This window comes from Synechococcus sp. A15-28, from assembly GCF_014280175.1.
Classification (GTDB): Bacteria; Cyanobacteriota; Cyanobacteriia; order PCC-6307; family Cyanobiaceae; genus Parasynechococcus.
The window spans coordinates 48,181-65,664 of record NZ_CP047931.1; the positions used below are offsets into that span (position 1 = coordinate 48,181).

At 63.2% G+C, this 17,484-nt stretch carries 18 protein-coding genes; 6 read left to right on the top strand and 12 right to left on the bottom strand.

The features are described from left to right. Nucleotide 1: 1 nt before the first annotated feature. The 4 genes from SynA1528_RS00260 to SynA1528_RS00275 form a co-directional block, all read right to left on the bottom strand. Nucleotides 2–1,147, bottom strand: a complete 1,146-nt coding sequence (locus SynA1528_RS00260; RefSeq protein WP_186587167.1) for a glycosyltransferase family 4 protein — start codon at nt 1,145–1,147, stop codon at nt 2–4. Nucleotides 1,148–1,160: 13 nt separating this feature from the next. Further along, complete coding sequence (locus SynA1528_RS00265; RefSeq protein ID WP_186587168.1) at nt 1,161–2,357, bottom strand: NAD-dependent epimerase/dehydratase family protein; 1,197 nt, start codon at nt 2,355–2,357, stop codon at nt 1,161–1,163. Nucleotides 2,358–2,430: 73 nt separating this feature from the next. After that, complete coding sequence (gene psb34, locus SynA1528_RS00270) at nt 2,431–2,604, bottom strand: photosystem II assembly protein Psb34 (RefSeq protein WP_186587169.1); 174 nt, start codon at nt 2,602–2,604, stop codon at nt 2,431–2,433. Between the two features lie 77 nt (nt 2,605–2,681). Continuing rightward, complete coding sequence (locus tag SynA1528_RS00275) at nt 2,682–3,524, bottom strand: thiazole synthase (protein ID WP_186587170.1); 843 nt, start codon at nt 3,522–3,524, stop codon at nt 2,682–2,684. 51 nt (nt 3,525–3,575) lie between these two features. On the opposite strand from SynA1528_RS00275, the gene SynA1528_RS00280 reads away from it, so the two are divergent. After that, nucleotides 3,576–4,127 carry a hypothetical protein gene (locus SynA1528_RS00280; RefSeq protein WP_186587171.1) on the top strand — a complete coding sequence of 184 codons (552 nt, stop codon included), beginning with the start codon at nt 3,576–3,578 and terminating at the stop codon, nt 4,125–4,127. 12 nt (nt 4,128–4,139) lie between these two features. Here the strand turns inward: SynA1528_RS00280 and SynA1528_RS00285 are convergent, their stop codons facing one another. From SynA1528_RS00285 to rpmI, 3 genes are read right to left on the bottom strand one after another with little or no spacing between them, the layout of a single operon-like run. Beyond that, complete coding sequence (locus tag SynA1528_RS00285; protein ID WP_186587172.1) at nt 4,140–4,655, bottom strand: tetratricopeptide repeat protein; 516 nt, start codon at nt 4,653–4,655, stop codon at nt 4,140–4,142. Between the two features lie 9 nt (nt 4,656–4,664). Continuing rightward, on the bottom strand, nt 4,665–5,012 hold the full coding sequence (gene rplT / locus SynA1528_RS00290; protein ID WP_186587173.1) for a 50S ribosomal protein L20: 348 nt from the start codon (nt 5,010–5,012) through the stop codon (nt 4,665–4,667). A gap of 40 nt (nt 5,013–5,052) precedes the next feature. Beyond that, the gene (rpmI, locus tag SynA1528_RS00295; protein WP_186587174.1) at nt 5,053–5,250 is read right to left on the bottom strand and encodes a 50S ribosomal protein L35; all 198 of its coding nucleotides are present in this window, start codon (nt 5,248–5,250) and stop codon (nt 5,053–5,055) included. A 57-nt stretch (nt 5,251–5,307) separates the two neighbouring features. Between rpmI and SynA1528_RS00300 the strand changes: the two genes are divergently transcribed. The 3 genes from SynA1528_RS00300 (at nt 5,308) to SynA1528_RS00310 (ending at nt 9,445) form a co-directional block, all read left to right on the top strand. Beyond that, nucleotides 5,308–6,855 carry a SpoIID/LytB domain-containing protein gene (locus SynA1528_RS00300; protein ID WP_186587175.1) on the top strand — a complete coding sequence of 516 codons (1,548 nt, stop codon included), beginning with the start codon at nt 5,308–5,310 and terminating at the stop codon, nt 6,853–6,855. Between the two features lie 23 nt (nt 6,856–6,878). Next, nucleotides 6,879–8,198: a glycosyltransferase family 2 protein gene (locus tag SynA1528_RS00305; RefSeq protein WP_186587176.1), complete on the top strand. Its 1,320-nt coding sequence runs from the start codon at nt 6,879–6,881 to the stop codon at nt 8,196–8,198. 113 nt (nt 8,199–8,311) lie between these two features. After that, a complete protein-coding gene (locus SynA1528_RS00310) occupies nt 8,312–9,445 on the top strand; it encodes an exo-alpha-sialidase (RefSeq protein ID WP_286187845.1) in 1,134 nt (377 codons plus the stop codon). A 15-nt stretch (nt 9,446–9,460) separates the two neighbouring features. Here the strand turns inward: SynA1528_RS00310 and SynA1528_RS00315 are convergent, their stop codons facing one another. The 5 genes from SynA1528_RS00315 to tig all read right to left on the bottom strand — a co-directional run bounded on the left by SynA1528_RS00315 (nt 9,461) and on the right by tig (nt 15,389). Then, nucleotides 9,461–11,227, bottom strand: a complete 1,767-nt coding sequence (locus tag SynA1528_RS00315) for a DNA polymerase III subunit gamma/tau (protein WP_186587178.1) — start codon at nt 11,225–11,227, stop codon at nt 9,461–9,463. A 23-nt stretch (nt 11,228–11,250) separates the two neighbouring features. Further along, nucleotides 11,251–11,889 (bottom strand): lecithin retinol acyltransferase family protein, encoded by a 639-nt coding sequence (locus tag SynA1528_RS00320; RefSeq protein WP_186587179.1) that lies wholly within the window; start codon nt 11,887–11,889, stop codon nt 11,251–11,253. Between the two features lie 10 nt (nt 11,890–11,899). Next, nucleotides 11,900–13,249 carry an ATP-dependent protease ATP-binding subunit ClpX gene (gene clpX / locus SynA1528_RS00325; protein ID WP_186587180.1) on the bottom strand — a complete coding sequence of 450 codons (1,350 nt, stop codon included), beginning with the start codon at nt 13,247–13,249 and terminating at the stop codon, nt 11,900–11,902. Between the two features lie 81 nt (nt 13,250–13,330). Then, entirely contained in the window at nt 13,331–14,005 is a 675-nt protein-coding gene (clpP, locus tag SynA1528_RS00330) for an ATP-dependent Clp endopeptidase proteolytic subunit ClpP (RefSeq protein ID WP_186587181.1), read from the bottom strand. A 43-nt stretch (nt 14,006–14,048) separates the two neighbouring features. Continuing rightward, entirely contained in the window at nt 14,049–15,389 is a 1,341-nt protein-coding gene (gene tig, locus SynA1528_RS00335) for a trigger factor (RefSeq protein WP_186587182.1), read from the bottom strand. A gap of 164 nt (nt 15,390–15,553) precedes the next feature. Here tig and SynA1528_RS00340 point away from each other — a divergent pair, with 164 nt between their 5' ends. Next, nucleotides 15,554–16,576 (top strand): aspartate-semialdehyde dehydrogenase, encoded by a 1,023-nt coding sequence (locus SynA1528_RS00340; RefSeq protein ID WP_186587183.1) that lies wholly within the window; start codon nt 15,554–15,556, stop codon nt 16,574–16,576. Then, nucleotides 16,573–17,481: a 4-hydroxy-tetrahydrodipicolinate synthase gene (gene dapA, locus SynA1528_RS00345; protein ID WP_186587184.1), complete on the top strand. Its 909-nt coding sequence runs from the start codon at nt 16,573–16,575 to the stop codon at nt 17,479–17,481. Before SynA1528_RS00340 ends, dapA begins: the two co-directional genes overlap by 4 nt. The last annotated feature ends 3 nt before the right edge of the window (nt 17,482–17,484 follow it).

Genomic DNA, 17,484 nt, shown 5'->3' on the forward strand with positions numbered 1-17,484 from the left:
GTCAGGCGGCTGCGCTGAGCTCCCGTTCCAGGACCTGCCGGTAGTAGCCGCGAAGTTGCTCGGTGGCCCCGGCCCAGCCCCAGCGTTCCGCTTCCGAACGGGCGGCGCTGCGCAGACTCTGGCGCTCGGCGGCGTTGCCCAGCAAGCGTTGGGTGGCTTCGATCAGGCTGGCGGCACCGCCATCTCTGCCATCGGGTTCATAGAGGCAGCCATTGATGCCGTCGGTGATGATGTCTGGGATTCCCCCACGGTTGGCGCCCACCACAGGGCAGCCTGCGGCCATGGCCTCCAGCAGCACCAGGCCGAGGGTTTCCGTGCTGGAGGGGAAGAGGAAGGCATCACCGCTGGCGTAGGCACCGGCCAGTTCCTCGCCGGCCAGGTAACCCACAAAGGTGGTGGCGGTGCCCTCGAAATGTTTTTCCAGTTGCTGGCGATGCGGACCGTCGCCCACCAGGGCGAGCCGTGCATCGGGCAGGGCTTCCAGCACCGGCTTGATGCGCTCGATCTGTTTTTCAGCGGAGAGACGGCCGACGTAGAGCAGCAGGGCGCCGCGGTCGTCATGGTCCCCCAATAGCCGCTCCCGCATGGTGTCGGAGCGCAGCTCAGGGCGGAACAGCTCCGTGTCAACGCCCCGTTGCCAGAGGTCGGTGTTCTGAATGCCCTTGTCGCTTAGTTCCTGCACCATGGCGGTGGAGGTGCAGAGGTTGAGCAGCGCCTGGTTGTGGGCCGCTTTGAGCAACTCCCACAGCAGCGGTTCGAGCATGCCCATGCCGTAGTGCTCGAGGTACTTGGGCAAGTGCGTGTGGTAACTGGCGATCAGCGGAATCGACTTGTTCTTCGCCAGCCAGATGCCCCCCAGACCGAGTACGGCGGGGTTGACGACGTGGATCAGGTCCGGCTGAAAGCTGTCGATCGCGTCGGAGACGGCCGGGCGAGGTAAAGCGAGCTTCAGCTCCGGATAGAGGGGGAGGGGCATTGCAGGCACGCCGATCAGCCGGGCGCCCATGTACTCCTCCGGACAACCCTCCGGACAGAAGACGATCACCTCATCACCAGCTTCCACCAGATGCCTCACGGTTTTGGTGAGGCGGGTGACGATGCCATCCACCTTCGGCAGGAAGGTTTCGGTGAAGAAGGCGATTTTCACGGGGTGAACCGGATCAGGAGGCGGTACCGATGGCTTGCGCCTGGGTCTTGGTCCAGGCGGAGGTGCAGAGGATGCGGTTGCGGTCGCAGCGGTCGGCGTAGCGGGTGGCGATTTCCACCACTTCCTTCAGCAGTCCGTCATCGAGGGTGGTGGGGTTGAGGCCGAGCTCGATGAAGCAGCGGTTGTCGACGATCAGATCGTTTTCGACGGCCTCGTTGCGGGGGTTGGGCAGGTTGTTCACCTGAGCACCGGTGAGAGCGGCCACCTTCTTGGCCAGTTCACCCACCTGATGGCTTTCCGTCATCTGGTTGAAGATTTTGACCCGTTCGCCCTGGGTGGGCGGGTTCTCCAGAGCCAGCTGGACGCAGCGCACTGAGTCGCGGATGTGGATGAAGGCACGGGTCTGGCCACCGGTGCCATGCACGGTGAGCGGATAGCCGATGGCGGCCTGCATCAGGAAGCGGTTGAGCACCGTGCCGTAGTCACCGTCGTAATCGAAGCGGTTGGTCAGGCGCGGGTCGCGGTCGGTGGCGTCGGTGTTGGTGCCCCAGACGATGCCCTGGTGCAGATCCGTGATCCGGACCTTGTCGTTCTTGTTGTAGTAAAGGAAGAGCAGCTGATCCAGCGTCTTGGTCATGTGATAGACGCTGCCCGGACTGGCTGGATGGAGGATCTCCTCCTCGAAGCGGCTGCCATCCGGCTGGGGCACCTCCACCTTGAGATAACCCTCGGGAATCGTGGCGCCGCGGTGGGAGCCGTAGCCATAGACGCCCATGGTGCCCAGATGCACCACATGGATGTCCAAGCCGCTTTCCACGATGGCGGCCATCAGATTGTGGGTTCCGTTGACGTTGTTATCGACGGTGTAGCGCTTGGTGGCGCTGCTCTTCATCGAATAGGGAGCAGCACGCTGTTCGGCGAAATGAACGACCGAATCCGGCTTCTCCTCAAGCAGGAGATCCAGCAGCCGCTGATATTCGTGAGCGATATCCATGTGCAGGAAGCGCATCGGCTTGCCGCCGATCTCTTCCCAGGCCTTGAGGCGCTCGCCGATGCTGACGATCGGCGTCAGCGACTCCACCTCCAAGTCGATGTCGATCTTGCGGCGACTGAGGTTGTCAACGATCAGCACCTCATGGCCCTGATCCGCCAGGTTCACCGCACAGGGCCAGCCGCAGAAGCCGTCACCGCCGAGAACGAGAACTTTCACCCCAAACTCCTGCTGGAAAGAGCGGAACGCTCATTCCGGGAAAGCTACTACAGGGATTTTCGTGGGCCCTGGTTCAGCTGATGGCAGCGGTCACCGCCATCAGGCCCGCCACGAGCACAATTCCACCGAGCATCATCATCAAGGAGCTGCGGCCGCGGCTGCGGCTGGTCTCCAGGTCCATCACCTCCATGCGGGGTTCCTTGGCGAAGGCGTTGAGGCGTCCGCCGTCTTCCGTGGTGACCTGCATGAGCCAGATGCGACTGGATGGACGTTATGAGTCCAATTGCTTATCGACCGTCAATGTGTCGCAGGCTTCATTTCACTTCATCTCTCTTCACTGAATCCGCCGGTCACAAGGCCGGCCTTGGGGGAGCTGGCGGAGGCCTCGTCGCGGCGGGGCAGGCGGCCAGAGCGATAGGCCGTGCGTCCTGCGATCACGGCCTGGCCCATGGCCTCGGCCATGGCGGCAGGGTCGCCAGCCATGGCGATGGCGCTGTTCACCAGCACGGCGTCGGCGCCCATCTCAAGGGCCTGCGCTGCCTCGCTGGGCACACCGATGCCGGCGTCCACCACCACGGGAACTGTGGCGTTCTCCACGATCAAAGCGATGTTGGCGGCGTTGTTCAGCCCCTGACCTGAGCCGATGGGCGAGCCGAGGGGCATCACCGTCGCGCAGCCAGCGTCTTCCAGGTGTTTTGCCAGCAACGGATCGGCGTTGATGTATGGCAGCACGGTGAAGCCCTCCTTCACCAGTTGTTTGGCCGCCTGCAGGGTGCCGATCGGATCCGGCAGCAGATGCCGGCTGTCGGGGATCACCTCCAGCTTCACAAAGGTGTTGTCCTCCTGGCCGGCCAGCTTCGCCAGTTCACGGCCAAGCCTGGCCACCCGCACCGCCTCTTCGGCGTTGGTGCAGCCCGCGGTGTTGGGAAGCATCCAGATGCGTGTCCAGTCGATGGCCTCCATCAATCCAGCGTGGCCGGCCGCCACGGCCTGCACACGGCGCACGGCGACGGTGACCATGTCGCAGCCCGATCGTTCGATGCTGTGTTGCATCACTTCCATGGAGGGGTATTTGCCGGTGCCCGTGAACAGACGGCTGTGAAAACGGCGTCCTCCGATGATCAAGTCATCTGCTTGGGCCGGGGAGCTGGGTGGCTTGGGAACCATGACGCGTCTGAGCAAAAGGGCCTACCGTGCCTCCATCATCCTTCGTGCTTCATGCCTGTCCTGCTCGCCATGGATCTTCCGGTCGGCAGCCAGGTGCCGTTCCAGAGCAATCCTCAGCTGCCTCTGGACCCAATCCAGCTGGCGATTCCTCTGGAGATCGAGGGCGGCAAGGTTGAGAGTTTTGATCCCGTGGCGCGGGCCGCAGACCTGGCGTCCTCCCTCCCCCGCACCTGGTGCGGAACGTTCCAGCCTTTCGATGGCAATCCCACCGTGGATGTGACCCTTGAGCTGACGGCCATCACGGCGATGGGTCAGATGGTGGATTTACGCGGCAGCATGACCATGGGCTCGGTGACCACACCAGTCCAGGGCAACCTTCACGCCAAATCAGACCAGCTGGATCTGATTCCCCTTGGCGATCCCTTGATCGCTGGTCTTGAACCCGGTGGTCTGTTTCTTGGTCTTCAGGGTTTCAGCCCTAAAGGCTGGCAGTCGCCTCGATTGATCAACAGCACCGATCCCAGCACCGGTGTCGGTGGCCGCCTTGCTTTGACCAGTAGCTGCCAGGCGGAGAGTGTTGTTCCTGTTCAGCCGCTCTGGTGACCGTCGGGTCAATCAGACTCTTTTTTCCAGCTTCTTGACGGCTCGTTTGGCCGTTGAATTGTTGGGTTCGATGGCCAATGTCTGCCGATAGAGCTTCAAAGCTTCTTCGGTGTTGAGCAGTTTGTCCTGGGCGTATCCCAGGTTGTTCAGGGCGACGGGGTAATCCGGCTTCGCTTTCAAAGCGAGCTTGTAATGCTTGCTGGCACCCTCGTAATCCTTCTGGGCAGCCAGTGCAAAACCGAGGGCGTTTTCGATCACAGCCCGTGCCTCGTCCGGCTCATCCCCCAGACGCTTCAGGGCCTGCTTGAGCGTTGCGGTGGCCTGGGGGAACAACCGCTTGCGCAGCTGTACGGAGCCGAGTTCATAGAGATCCGCGGCCTGGCGGGATTTGGCCGTGCCGGATTGTTCCAGCTGCTGCAGCCGTGTTTCGTCGCGACGAACGCGCAAGAGTTGGCGAGCTACCACGACAGCAGCGATGGCCAGGAGGCCCACCAGGCCCAGCAGGTAGGTCTGGGGCAGCAGATTCACAGCGGCAGATCAGCCTTTGGCGGTGGAGACCACGTTGCTGAAGCTGCCGGGATCCACCACAGCGAGCTGGGCCAGCATCTTGCGATTCAGGCGAACATCGGCCTTCTTGAGGCCACCCATCAGACGGCTGTAGCTCACACCGTTGATGCGGGCTGCGGCGTTGATGCGGGCAATCCAGAGGCGACGGAAATCGCGCTTGCGACGACGACGGTCGCGATAGGCGTTGCACAACGCCTTCATCACCCGCTGGTTGGCGGTGCGGAACTGAGTGCCATTGCCACCGCGGAAGCCACGGGCCAGCCGCAGGATTTTGTTGCGGCGCTTACGGGCGACGTTGCCTCTCTTGACGCGAGCCATGACGTTGGAAGGGTGGGATCAGATCGGGATGGAAGGGCGCTCAGGAGTAAGGAAGCATGCGCACCACGCGCAGCTCGTCGGTCTCGTGAACCACTGCCTTGGTGGCGAGGTGACGCTTCTGCTTGGGGGTCTTGTGGTCCAGCAGATGGTTGCGGAACGCACGGCGACGGGTGAATTTGCCGGTGCCTGTTGCCTTGAACCGCTTGGCGGCAGCTTTGCGGGTCTTCAGCTTGGGCATTGCTCTGCTCGTCCGGGCACAAACGACAAGAATACGCCCTGATGTGCCCCTCTCGTCATGATCCGGATGCTGGCCCTGTCGGTGCTGCTGTGGGTGGCGTCGGGCTGTCGCGCTCAGGACAGCCCGCCTCCCCTTGCATCCGAGCGTTCTGAGAGTATCCAAGAGATGCTCACCCATCCTTCGGTGGCGCCGCCGCCGGCCGTGACGGGGCAGCAACCGGTGCTGTGGGTGTCGCTGGGGGCTCACCTGGGCGGACGCGGTGAAGCGTCGCCACTCACGTTGACGGCAGCGTCCGGCAACCTCAGCCTGAAGGATCGTTCCGGGCGGCAATGGTCGGCAGCGTCTATGCAGATCAGCTGGCGGTCTGTGCCGTTGGTGACGCCGCTGGCGTTGGCTCGCCAGGTGGCTGGTCCCTTCGCCAGCTTCGAATCAGCGGAGCGGGTGGCGTTGCGTTGGCGGGCCCTCGGCGTCGCCGCCGAAGTGGCTCATCCGGCTGATTGGGAGGTCTGGGCGCCGGCGGGGGCTGCGGTTCCGGTGGATCTCACGGTGCGGGACTGGACGACCCGATGGGACAGCAGCGTGGAGCCGCTGCTGCAGCTGCCGGATGGGGGGCAGACCCTGAAGGGCCCCCTGGAGATCGATGCGCCCGGAGGATTGCAATGGGAAAAAGGGGTGTTTCAGGGCCCGTTCCGTTTGCAGCGGGATGCCTACGGCAGCTGGACCCTCGTGGAACAGGTGCCCTTGGAGCGTTATCTCGAGGGCGTGGTGCCCCATGAGATCGGTGCGGGTTCTCCGTCGGCGGCATTGGAGGCCCAGACGGTGCTGGCGCGCACCTGGGCCCTGGCCAACAGTCACCGTTTCCGGATTGACGGTTACCACCTCTGCAGCGACACCCAGTGCCAGGTGTACAGCGATCCGCGTCAGGCGGGATCAGCTGTGCGGCAGGCGATTGCGGCAACCCAGGGGCGACTGCTCAGCTGGCAGGGAAAGCCGATCAGCGCTGTGTATCACGCCAGTAATGGTGGTGTGATGGCTGCAGGACCTGAGGCCTGGGCGATGGATGCTCAGCCTTACCTGAGGGCGGAGGCGGATGGTGATGCCGTCTGGCGGCAGCGCCACGGTTTGCCCTTGGATCAGCGCTCTGCGGTGGCCAGCCTGCTGGCGCAACGGGAGGGGGCCTACGGCAGTGCCCATCCACGTTTTCGTTGGACGCGAACGTTGACGGCAAGCGGAATCCGCCAGGCCCTCGGTGCATCTGCTGACGGATTGAAGGGCCCATTGCAGTTGGACGTTCTGGAGCGGGGCCGCAGTGGTCGGGTGCTGGCCCTGCAGCTGTCCGGAACGGAGGGTGGCGCCCCGGTGGTGTTGAAGCTCGACCGTATCCGCCGCACGATTCGGCGCTTGCCCAGCACCCTGTTCGTGATCGAACCTCAGGGGGATCAGCGCTGGATGGTGCGTGGTGGTGGCTTCGGCCACGGCGCCGGGTTGTCCCAGGCTGGTGCGATTGATCTGGCCTGGCGGGGTTGGTCCACTGAGCGGATCCTGGCCCACTACTACCCAGGGACTGTCTATGGCCCGCTGCTTCCACCGCTGGAGTCCCCTTAGAGTCCTGCCACCTAAGTGGTTGCATGGCGTCCACCCCTGGATCTGGTGATCACCGCAGGGTGAAGTCGGCAGCCTTTCTGTTCGCCTGCGGATGTGCTGGGGCAGCACCCCACTGGTTGGATCCGGTGCGATCGCTGTGGCCGGCCATCAGCCTGGCGATGGTGCTCGGTGGATATGGGTTGCGGACAGTCCTGCGCGCTGATCTGAAGCGAGGAGATGCAGCAGAGGCTGTTGAGCTGGATCGTGAGTCTTTGCCCAGCCTGGATGTGGTGGTAGCGGCGCGCGATGAGGAGGGGGTGGTCACGCGCCTGGTCGAGCGTTTGACGGCACTGCGCTACCCATCTGATCGCCTCACCACCTGGGTGATTGATGACGGCAGCCTGGATCGGACTCCTCAGTTGTTGGATCAACTGGCGCAACGCCATCCGGGCTTGAACGTGATTCACCGCCCGCGCAATGCCGGCGGTGGTAAATCCGGTGCGTTGAACACGGCGTTGGCTCAGCTGAGCGGCGACTGGTTGCTGGTGCTCGATGCCGATGCCCAGCTGCAGGAGGATTTATTGGAGCGTCTGGTGCCCTATGCCCTCGATGGCGGCTGGTCGGCGGTGCAGTTGCGCAAGGCGGTGATTGATGCCGATTCCAACTGGTTGACGCGGTCGCAGGCGATGGAGATGGCCCTGGATGCCGTGGTTCAGACCGGACGTCTGGCGTCCGGTGGCATCGCTGAACTGCGGGGCAATGGCCAGCTGATTCGCCGTTCGGTGCTGGAGGAAAGCGGCGGCTTCAACGAAGACACGGTGACGGATGACCTCGATCTGAGCTTCCGACTGTTGACCCATGGCGCCCTGGTGGGAATGCTCTGGGATCCGCCTGTGCAGGAAGAGGCGGTACCTGGGCTTCAGGCTCTTTGGAAGCAGCGGCAGCGCTGGGCTGAAGGTGGCTTGCAGCGCTTCTTTGATTACTGGCCGACGCTGACGTCAGCCCAGCTGACGCTGCGGCAGCGCTGGGATCTGGCTTGCTTCTTCCTTTTGCAGTACTGCCTGCCGGTGCTGTCGTTTGCCGACCTGAGCACGAGTGTGATTAGCCGCACCGTGCCGACGTATTGGCCACTGTCCTTCGTGGCGTTCGGTGTGTCGGGTCTGGCCTATTGGCGCGGTTGTCGTGGACGCAACGAAGGGCCATTGATTCCGAGGCCTGGGATCTGGCATCTCCTGGTGGCGATGGTCTATCTGAGCCACTGGTTTGTGGTGATTCCGTGGGTGACGCTGCGGATGGCGTTGTTGCCCAAGCGTTTGGTTTGGGCCAAAACCGCCCACGGACAGGACTACCCGGTTCAGGTCTGACGGTGTCCCCTTTTTCATTGTTCGATCAGGCTGAGGATCGCTTTGAGGATTTGGTTTGGGGCCAGGTTCTCGTGACACCTTTTGAGATTGGGGCTTGGGCGTTGCTGGAGCCGATGGGCGAACAAAACCATGCGCCCCAGTTGTGTTGGATCCGGCCCGATCTGTTGGGTTGTGTCTGGATGGCAGGCAGCGGAGAAGGCACCGCTGGGATGTCGGTGTGCCTATCGCTATTGGCAGCCGAAGGCGGACATTGGTCGGTACCGCAGCGGATTTCCCGAGATCAGGAGCGGTCGGAGCAGAACCCCTTGCTGTTCGTCTCTGACGGTTGTTTGAACCTGATTCATTCGGCCCAATTGGTGCGCGACCCAGAGCAGCGTGCTGCTGTCGACGTATCCAGCAGCTTTTCCATGCAGTGGACAGCTGTCCTCCGGCATCAGCGGCTGGCGCTGGACTGCCTCGACCCTTCCGATCCTGAGACCTGGTCGGCCGAGGCATGGTCGAATCCCGTTGACCTGTTTGACGATCCCGCCTTCTGCCGAAATCCCCCCTATCCCCTGGCGAACGGCCACTGGTTGTTGCCGATCTACCGCAGCCTGGAAGCGGGCGGAGCCTTTGGTCATGACCACAGCGAGATGGTGCGTTTGGATCCGTCAGGTCATTGCCTTGACCAGCACATCGGCATTCCAGACAGCACCGGCAGGGTGCATGGTTCAATCGTTGCCTCACGGGATGGCACCCGACTGCTTCAGTTCTTTCGCAGTCGCCTCGCGGATCAGATCTACCGAAGTAACAGTTCGGATGACGGCTACACCTGGTCTGTTCCAGAGCCCACTTCGCTGCCCAACAACAACAGCTCCATCCAGGCCTGCCGCTTAGCGAGTGGGCGATTGGCGATGATTTTCAACCGCTTTGGCTTTGCGCCGGATCCGGCCACGTCGGAGGAGCAACTGGAGTGGGGGGAGGCCCGTTGGCCGCGAACCCGATGGCCGTTGTCGATCGCCATCAGCGATGACGATGGACTGCATTGGCCATGGATTCGCGACATTGATACCGGTTTCGGCTTCTGTGGGCCGATGAATTGGGACCTCAATGGGCAACTGGCCTACCCAACCCTGATCGAGGGGCAGCCCGGTGAGCTGCATGTGGCTTACTCCTGGGCGGGCCGGCAAGCTATTCGCTACTCCGCTCTGCGGGAACTGGAGGTTATCGGGTACGACCCTGACGTCTCAGCCTTTGGTGCGTACTGACATCGGTTCATTCAATCAATTGATGTCATCAATGTCGAGCACCTGACCATTGAAGAAGTCCGCCAGATTGCGGGCCTGGCGATCCAGGCCTGAGGAATGGCTTTGCTGAGAGCTGGATTCGGAGGGGGCTGGGGATGGTTTTGGTGCCATGGGCTCTGGCTGGGTGTTGGGCAGTTCCGGAGCAACGGCTGTGGTCTGAGCTTCTGGGACTGGCTCTGGAGTGGTGATCACTGGTGGGGTGACCACCGGCGCTGGTGGTGGCTGAACCATTGGCGGCGCTCCGCCGCTGCTGGCCTCGAGCACGAGTTGGCGGGATCCTCCCAATGCTTTGGCCATGGCTTGTTCCAGCAAGGCAGCCCGGCTCTGCACCATGCCCATCCAGTTGCTGGCCACCTGCACCACAGCCTTGTTGGCGTCGAGCCGCACCAACTGCCCCTGCTGCGACAGCAGCATTCGGGTGGAGGGCAATTCCAGGCTGCCGAGGATCTGCTGCCACAGCTCCGCCAGGTTGGGCGTCGTGCCCTCTGCAGCAGCAGGCGTCACCGGGGGCAGCTCCGGAGCCGGTGCAGGAGCCGCAGATGGCGTTGGCGACGGGGTAGGAACAACAGGCGTTGGTGTGATTGCTGGAGCCGTTTGTGCCGGTACGGCCGCGGCGACGGATGCTGCTGCTGCTGGGGTTGTGGTTGTGGCCTCCGCCAACAGACCCAGAAGCAGCACTTCCAGCCACAGCCGTGGTTGCACGCTTTGCCGCAGCTGTTGCTCACTGCCGCGCAGTTGTGCCTGCCATTGCAGTAGTCGGGCCCGGCCAAGGGCCTTGGCGAGGGGCGGCAGCTGCTCGCTGAATTGCGGGGAGATGCCGGTCAGTTCCGGCCGATCCGGTGCGGCGGCCATCAGCACCAGATCCCGGAGGATACCCGCCAGGCCCTGCAGTACGGCGCCGGGATCGCGGCCCCGGTCCAGCAGGTTGCGGGTGGCTTCCAGCAATGCCACCGGTTCAGCGCTGCTCATCGCCTGCACCAGCTGCAGAAGTTCCTGCTCCGGCACGGCCCCCAGCAGATCCCACACTGCGGTGGCTTCGATCGGCGGTGGCAGCAGGCTCAGCTGATCCAGCAGGCTTTCGGCGTCCCGCAGCCCTCCCTGGGAGCGCTGGGCCACTACATGGATGGCTTCGGGTTTGATCTCGATGGCTTCCTGCTCGGCGATCCAGCTGAGGTGCCCTTCGAGGGCATCGAGGGGGATGCGCCGGAAATCAAAGCGTTGGCAACGGCTGAGGATCGTCGGCAGCACCCGCTGTGGGTCTGTCGTGGCCAGCACGAACACCACCTGCGGTGGCGGCTCCTCCAGGGTTTTCAGCAGCGCGTTGAAGGCTGCGGTGGAGAGCATGTGGCACTCGTCCACCACATACACCTTCCAGCGCGCCTGCACCGGTGCGAAGCGGGAGCGTTCGATCAGCTCGCGGATGTTGTCGACGCCGGTGTTAGAGGCGGCGTCGATCTCGATCACATCCAGGGCCGTGCCCGCCGCAATCGTGGTGCACAGCTCACAGGTGCCACAGGGTTCCGGCGTGGGCCCGTCGCTGTTTAGGCAGTTGAGCGATCGCGCAAGGATCCGGGCGCTGGAGGTTTTACCCGTTCCCCTTGGCCCGCTGAATAGGTAGGCCGGTGCGATCCGGTTGCTGGTGAGGGCATGGCCGAGGGTGGCGGCAATCGCCTCCTGGCCCACCAGCTGATCGAAGCGTTGGGGGCGGTATTTGTGATGCAGCGGCTGGTAGGCCGAACTCATGCGCTGCGGTCGTTACCCGGAGATTACTCAGCTTTGTCGGCTGTGGGCAGCGCCGCTGGTTCCTCCAGCAAGGCATCGATGCGTTGTTTCAGCTCCTCCACCGCCGCCAGTTCATCGGCCAGGCTCTGGCCGCTGAGCATCAGCGTTCGGTTGCCCCCGTCACCGGCCTGTTGCAGCAGGGTTTCCAGTTTGCCCAGCAGTTTCTGCCGCAGCCGTTCCAGCTTGGCCACACCCTGGCGGGCCATCTGGCGGGCGTTGTCGTCTAACAGGCCCCGCTGCACTAGCAGCTCCAGGCCGCGCATTAGGGCGGATGGCATCAACTCGCTCCAGTGGCGGGCCCGTTCCAGAACTGAGTCGATCTGGCCGCTGCGATGCCTGCCGGTTTTGCACCAGGTGGCGAAGTGCTCGCAGTTGTTGAACAACAGGTTGTAGTTCTGCTCGCCGATGCGACTCATGGCTCGCTGCAGGGTGACCCGGACCGGTGAGGCATCAGCGTGCTCAATCACGCTCAGGGGTTGGCCTTGGCTGAACTCGTCCGTGGAACTGCGCAGGATTTCGCGGCCTTCGAGGTAATGGGCCACGGTTCCATCGCCCAGATCGATGCCGTGATGATTGAACAGGCCGTGCTGACGCGGCACCTGCAGGTGGTCAGCGGCAGACATGCGGCAGGCTTCAGGCGGTCTTCTGCTGTTCGTTGCCCGGCAGCGGCAGCACCTTGCCACCGGTGTGCTGCTCCACCATCGCCTGGGTGATGGTGAATTCCTTCACCGTCGTCTGGGAGGGGAGGTCGTACATCAGATCCAGCATCAGTTCCTCCACGATCCCCCGCAGGGCGCGGGCGCCGGTCTTGCGCCGGTGGGCCTCCTGGGCGATGGCATGGATGGCTTCCGGTTCGAATTGCAGCTGGACGTTGTCCATGCTCAGCAGGGTGCGGAACTGCTTCACCAGGGCATCGCGGGGCTCGGTGAGGATCGACTCCAGGGCGCTTTCGTCCAGGGGTTCCAGCACGGCACTCACCGGCATCCGGCCGATGAATTCCGGAATCAGGCCGTATTTCACCAGGTCGTCCGGCTGCAGCTGGCGCAGCACCTGGGAGGCCTGCAGCTCGCGGTTGGCCCGGCTGCGGCCTCGACCATCGCTGGGCATGAAGCCGATGGCATTGCGGCCCATGCGTTTCTGCACCACCTCATCGAGGCCGACGAAGGCACCTCCGCAGATGAACAGGATCTGGCTGGTGTCGATCTGGATGCAGTCCTGGTAAGGATGCTTGCGCCCCCCCTGGGGTGGAACGTTGGCGACCGTTCCCTCCAGCATCTTCAGCAGGGCCTGCTGCACCCCTTCGCCGGACACATCCCGGGTGATTGAGGGGTTTTCGCTCTTGCGGGCGATCTTGTCGATTTCATCGATGTAGATGATGCCCCGCTGGGCCTGATCCACATCCATGTCGGCTTTCTGCAGCAGCCGCAGCAGGATGTTTTCCACGTCCTCGCCGACATAGCCGGCTTCGGTGAGGGTGGTGGCATCAGCCACGGCGAAGGGCACATCCAGCATCTCGGCCAGGGTCTGCGCCAGAAGGGTCTTGCCGCAACCGGTGGGACCGATCAGAAGGATGTTGCTTTTGTGCAGGCGGGTGGCCGTCTGTTCGGTTTCGCCCTGGCCGTCTCCCTGCCAGGCCAGGCGTTTGTAGTGGTTGTAGACCGCCACCGACATCACCTTCTTGGCGGCCTCCTGTCCCACCACCTGCTCATCCAGGAAGCTCTTGATCTGCTGAGGCTTGGGGATCGAGGCCAGGGTCGGCGCGGGCTTGCCGCTCTTCTTGGCCGCTGGTGCTGCCTTGCGGCTGGTGTCGGCGGTCTGCCCCCGGTTGCCCTGGCTGTCCACCAGTTCCTCATCCAGGATCTCGTTGCAGAGATCGATGCACTCGTCGCAGATGTAAACGCCCGGACCCGCAATCAGCTTGCGCACCTGATCCTGGGATTTGCCACAGAAGGAGCACTTCAGATGGGCATCGAACTTGGCCATCGAACGCCGGGCACATCAAGAGAACAGGAAGCGACCGGGCGGTCATCCTGAAACTCAGGATCGGGACGGGAGGACGGCTTGTCAGCCCTCCGTAACGATTCCTTTGTCCCCGGAGCTGTCCACCACCCGATCGATCAGGCCGTATTGAACCGCTTCTGCCGGGGAAAGGAAGTAGTCGCGGTCTGTGTCTTCAGCGATCTTGTCGAGTGGCTGACCGGTGTGGTCGGCCATCAAGCCGTTGAGGGTTTCCTTGAGGAAGAGAATTTCCTTGGCCTGGATCTCGATGTCCACTGCCTGTCCCTGGGCTCCGCCGAGGGGTTGGTGGATCATGATCCGGGCATTCGGCAGGGCCAGTCGCTTGCCCTTGCAGCCACCGGACAGCAGGAAGGCGCCCATGCTCGCGGCCAAGCCGTAGCAAATGGTGACCACGTCGGGGGCCACCTGCTGCATCGTGTCGTAGATGGCCAGGCCGGCGGTCACCGAGCCTCCCGGTGAGTTGATGTAGATCTGGATGTCCTTTTCCGGGTCCTCGGCTTCAAGGAACAGCATCTGGGCCACCAGGGCATCGGCCACGGCGTCATCCACACCGGTGCCGAGAAAGATGATGCGTTCCCGGAGCAGCCGTGAGTAGATGTCGAAGGCGCGGTCGCCACGGCCGGACTGTTCGACCACGGTCGGCAAGGGGCCAGGGGAGGAGATGGGCATCTCAGCCCGCCAGCGGTTCTGTATCGGGTGGTGGCTGCGGGCGTCGATCACGCGCTTGCTGTCCTGTTGCGTGGGATCAATCTATGGGCCCTGTTCATTCCTTGACGTCCGTCTTGGACTCGGCTTCTTCGGTGAGGCTGCTGTTGGCCTCCAGCCAGTTCATCAGCTCGTCCTGCATCAGGTCATCCATCACCGCCTGACGCAGGCGTTGAGGGTCGATCTTGGCGTCTGCAGCCAGGTCCTTTTTCACCTCCTCGATCTTGGCGTCCACGGCGTCGTCCTCGACGGAGATCTCCTCGGCTTCCGCCAGAGCGGTGAGGGCAAAGCTGCGGCGCAGACGCTCCTCGGCTTCGGGCCGTGAGTTCTGCATCAGGTTGCGAACCAGGTCTGGCGTGAACAGTGATTTCACATCCATGCCCTGTTGGGCGAACTGAGCAGCGGTCTGCTCGAGAAGGTTGCGGCTCTCCTGCTGGATCAAGGCCTCCGGCAGTTCCACCTCCAATTGCTCCACCAACGCTCCCAGCAGGGCATCGCGGCGGTTGCTGGTCTGGCGCCGTTCAGCGTCATCCTTCAGCCGTTGCTCGAGGTCCTTGCGCAGATCGGCAAGGGTCTCCTGCTCGCTGGCCTGCTTGGCGAAGGCGTCATCCAGCTCCGGCAGCTCACGGGTTTTGAGGTCCTTCAGGTCGATCTCGAAAGCCGCCTTTCGGCCGCGGGCGTCTTCCTTGGGATAGTCATCCGGGAACTGGCAGTCGACGGTTTTGCTCTCGCCCGCCTTCATTCCGATCACCCCTTCGATGAAGCCGGGGATCATGCGGCCATGCTCCAGGTCCACATCCATCGAGTCGGCACTGCCGCCTTCGATCTCCGAGCCGTCATCGCTGTAGGTGCCCTTGAATCCGAGCAACGCGATGTCGCCTTGTTCTGCAGCGCGACCCTCCACGGGCACCACCGTGGCCAGCTGTTTGCGGGAGTCCTCCAGCATCTCGTCCACCTTGGCGGGGTCGTAGGACACCGGTTCAAAGCTGGCCTTCAGCCCCTTTGTGCTCTTCAGCTTTGGTGTGGGGGCAACGTCCGCCTCGAGGGTGATGGTGACGCTTTCGCCAGGGGTGAAGGCGTCCAGCAGCCCTTCGAAGCCCCCGCTCAGTTCCGGCTGGCTGATCGGTTCCAGGGATTCCTGCTGAATGGCATCCCTCCAGGCCCCATCCACCATGGTTTCAAGGGCTGATGCCTTGATTCGCACAGCACCGAGCTGCTGAATCACCACCGTCCGCGGCACCTTGCCCTTGCGGAATCCCGGCAGGTTGATGCTGCGGCTGAGGCTGGTGATCGCCTCCTCGTAGCTGGCCTTGGTGCGCTCAGCCGGGACCGTCACGGTCACCGCCAGACGGCTGCCGGGGCGGCTTTCAGTGGTCACCTTCAAGGCGGCAGCGCTCATGGCGGAATTCAAAAACAACAGGCCAGCCAAACAGTTTAAGAAACGGTTGGCGATTCACCCTCCCCGGTAGGGTGTCATCACGGTTCCGATGTGAACGTCACGTTCTCCACGGGTGACGCACAGTCCAGTTGAGCCGACAGCCTGCTGTCCCGTTCACCCCCCGCTTGTCCTCGTCCTTTCCAGCCCGTCCCCTCAACGTTGCTGTTCTTGGTGCCAGTGGCGCCGTCGGTCAGGAGTTACTGCTTCTGTTGCAAGAACGCAACTTTCCGGTTGCTGAATTGAAGCTGCTGTCCTCGGCGCGCTCCGCCGGGACCACTCAGCAGTGGAATGGCCGAACCATCACTCTTGAAGAGGTGAGCGCTGCAGCGTTCAACGGGGTGGATCTGGTGCTGGCCTCCGCCGGTGGTTCCGTCTCTCGGCAGTGGCGTGATGCCATCACCGCCGCAGGTGCAGTGATGGTGGACAACTCCAGTGCTTTCCGCATGGAGAAGGGTGTTCCCCTCGTGGTGCCGGAGGTCAATCCCGACGCAGCCTTCGCCCACAACGGGGTGATCGCTAACCCCAACTGCACCACGATTCTGCTCACGCTTGCTTTGGCTCCTCTTGCAGCCAAACGCGCCATGCGCCGGGTGGTGGTGAGCACCTATCAGTCCGCCAGCGGGGCTGGTGCCCGGGCGATGGAAGAGCTCAAAACCCTTTCTCAGACCGTGCTTGATGGCGGCATCCCCAAGGGTGAGGTGCTGCCTTACTCCCTGGCCTTCAATCTCTTCCTCCACAACTCTCCTCTGCAGGAGAACAGCTACTGCGAGGAGGAGATGAAGATGGTGAACGAGACCCGCAAGATCATGGGTCTGCCGGACCTGCGCTTCACCGCCACCTGTGTGCGGGTGCCGGTGCTGCGGGCCCATTCCGAGGCCGTCAACATTGAATTCGAGCAGCCGTTCCCTGTTGATGAGGCCCGTGCTCTGCTCCGCGCAGCTCCTGGGGTTGAGTTGATCGAGGATCCCGCCACCAACCGCTTTCCCATGCCCACCGATGTCACGGGACGCGACCCCGTCGCGATCGGTCGCATCCGTCAGGACATCAGCGATCCGAACGCTCTGGAGCTGTGGCTCTGCGGTGATCAGATCCGCAAAGGGGCGGCCCTCAATGCCGTTCAGATCGCTGAACTGCTGCTGCCGTCATGACCTCTCCCGCCGCGCTTTCCCCCACCCCGTTCGGCCGTGTGGTCACGGCGATGGTCACCCCGTTTGATGCATCCGGGGCGGTGGATCTCCCCCTGGCCGGACGGCTCGCCCGTCATCTGGTGGACCAGGGTTCCGATGGCCTGGTGGTGAGCGGCACCACTGGTGAATCCCCCACCCTGAGCTGGCAGGAGCAGCTGCAGTTGCTGCAGGCCGTGCGCGAGGCGGTGGGTGCTGATGCCCAGGTGCTGGCCGGCACCGGCAGCAACTGCACCGCTGAGGCGGTGGAGGCCACCCGAGAAGCGGCCGCCGCCGGTGCCGATGGCGCTTTGGTGGTGGTGCCGTACTACAACAAGCCGCCTCAGGACGGCCTGGCCGCTCATTTCCGCGCCATCGCCGAGGCCGCTCCTGAGCTGCCGTTGATGCTCTACAACATCCCAGGCCGTACGGGCTGCAGCATGGCACCGGAAACGGTGGCGCAGCTGATGGACTGCCCCAACATCGTCAGTTTCAAGGCCGCCAGCGGCACCACCGAGGAGGTGACGGCCCTGCGCATGGCCTGCGGCTCGAAGCTGGCCATCTACAGCGGTGATGACGGCCTCACCCTGCCGATGATGTCCGTCGGTGCCGTGGGCGTGGTGAGTGTGGCCAGTCATGTGGTTGGCCTCCAGATCCGCGCCATGATTGATGCCTACCTGCAGGGCGACGCTGCCGTTGCCCTCGCCCTACACGAGCAGATGCAGCCCTTGTTCAAGGCTCTGTTCGCCACCACCAATCCGATTCCGGTCAAAGCCGCGCTTCAACTCAACGGCTGGCCCGTCGGCGCTCCACGACTACCTCTCACCCCTTTGTCAGACGAAATGACATCAACCCTTGCTCAAACCATGGCTGCCCTTCGTCAGACCTGACGG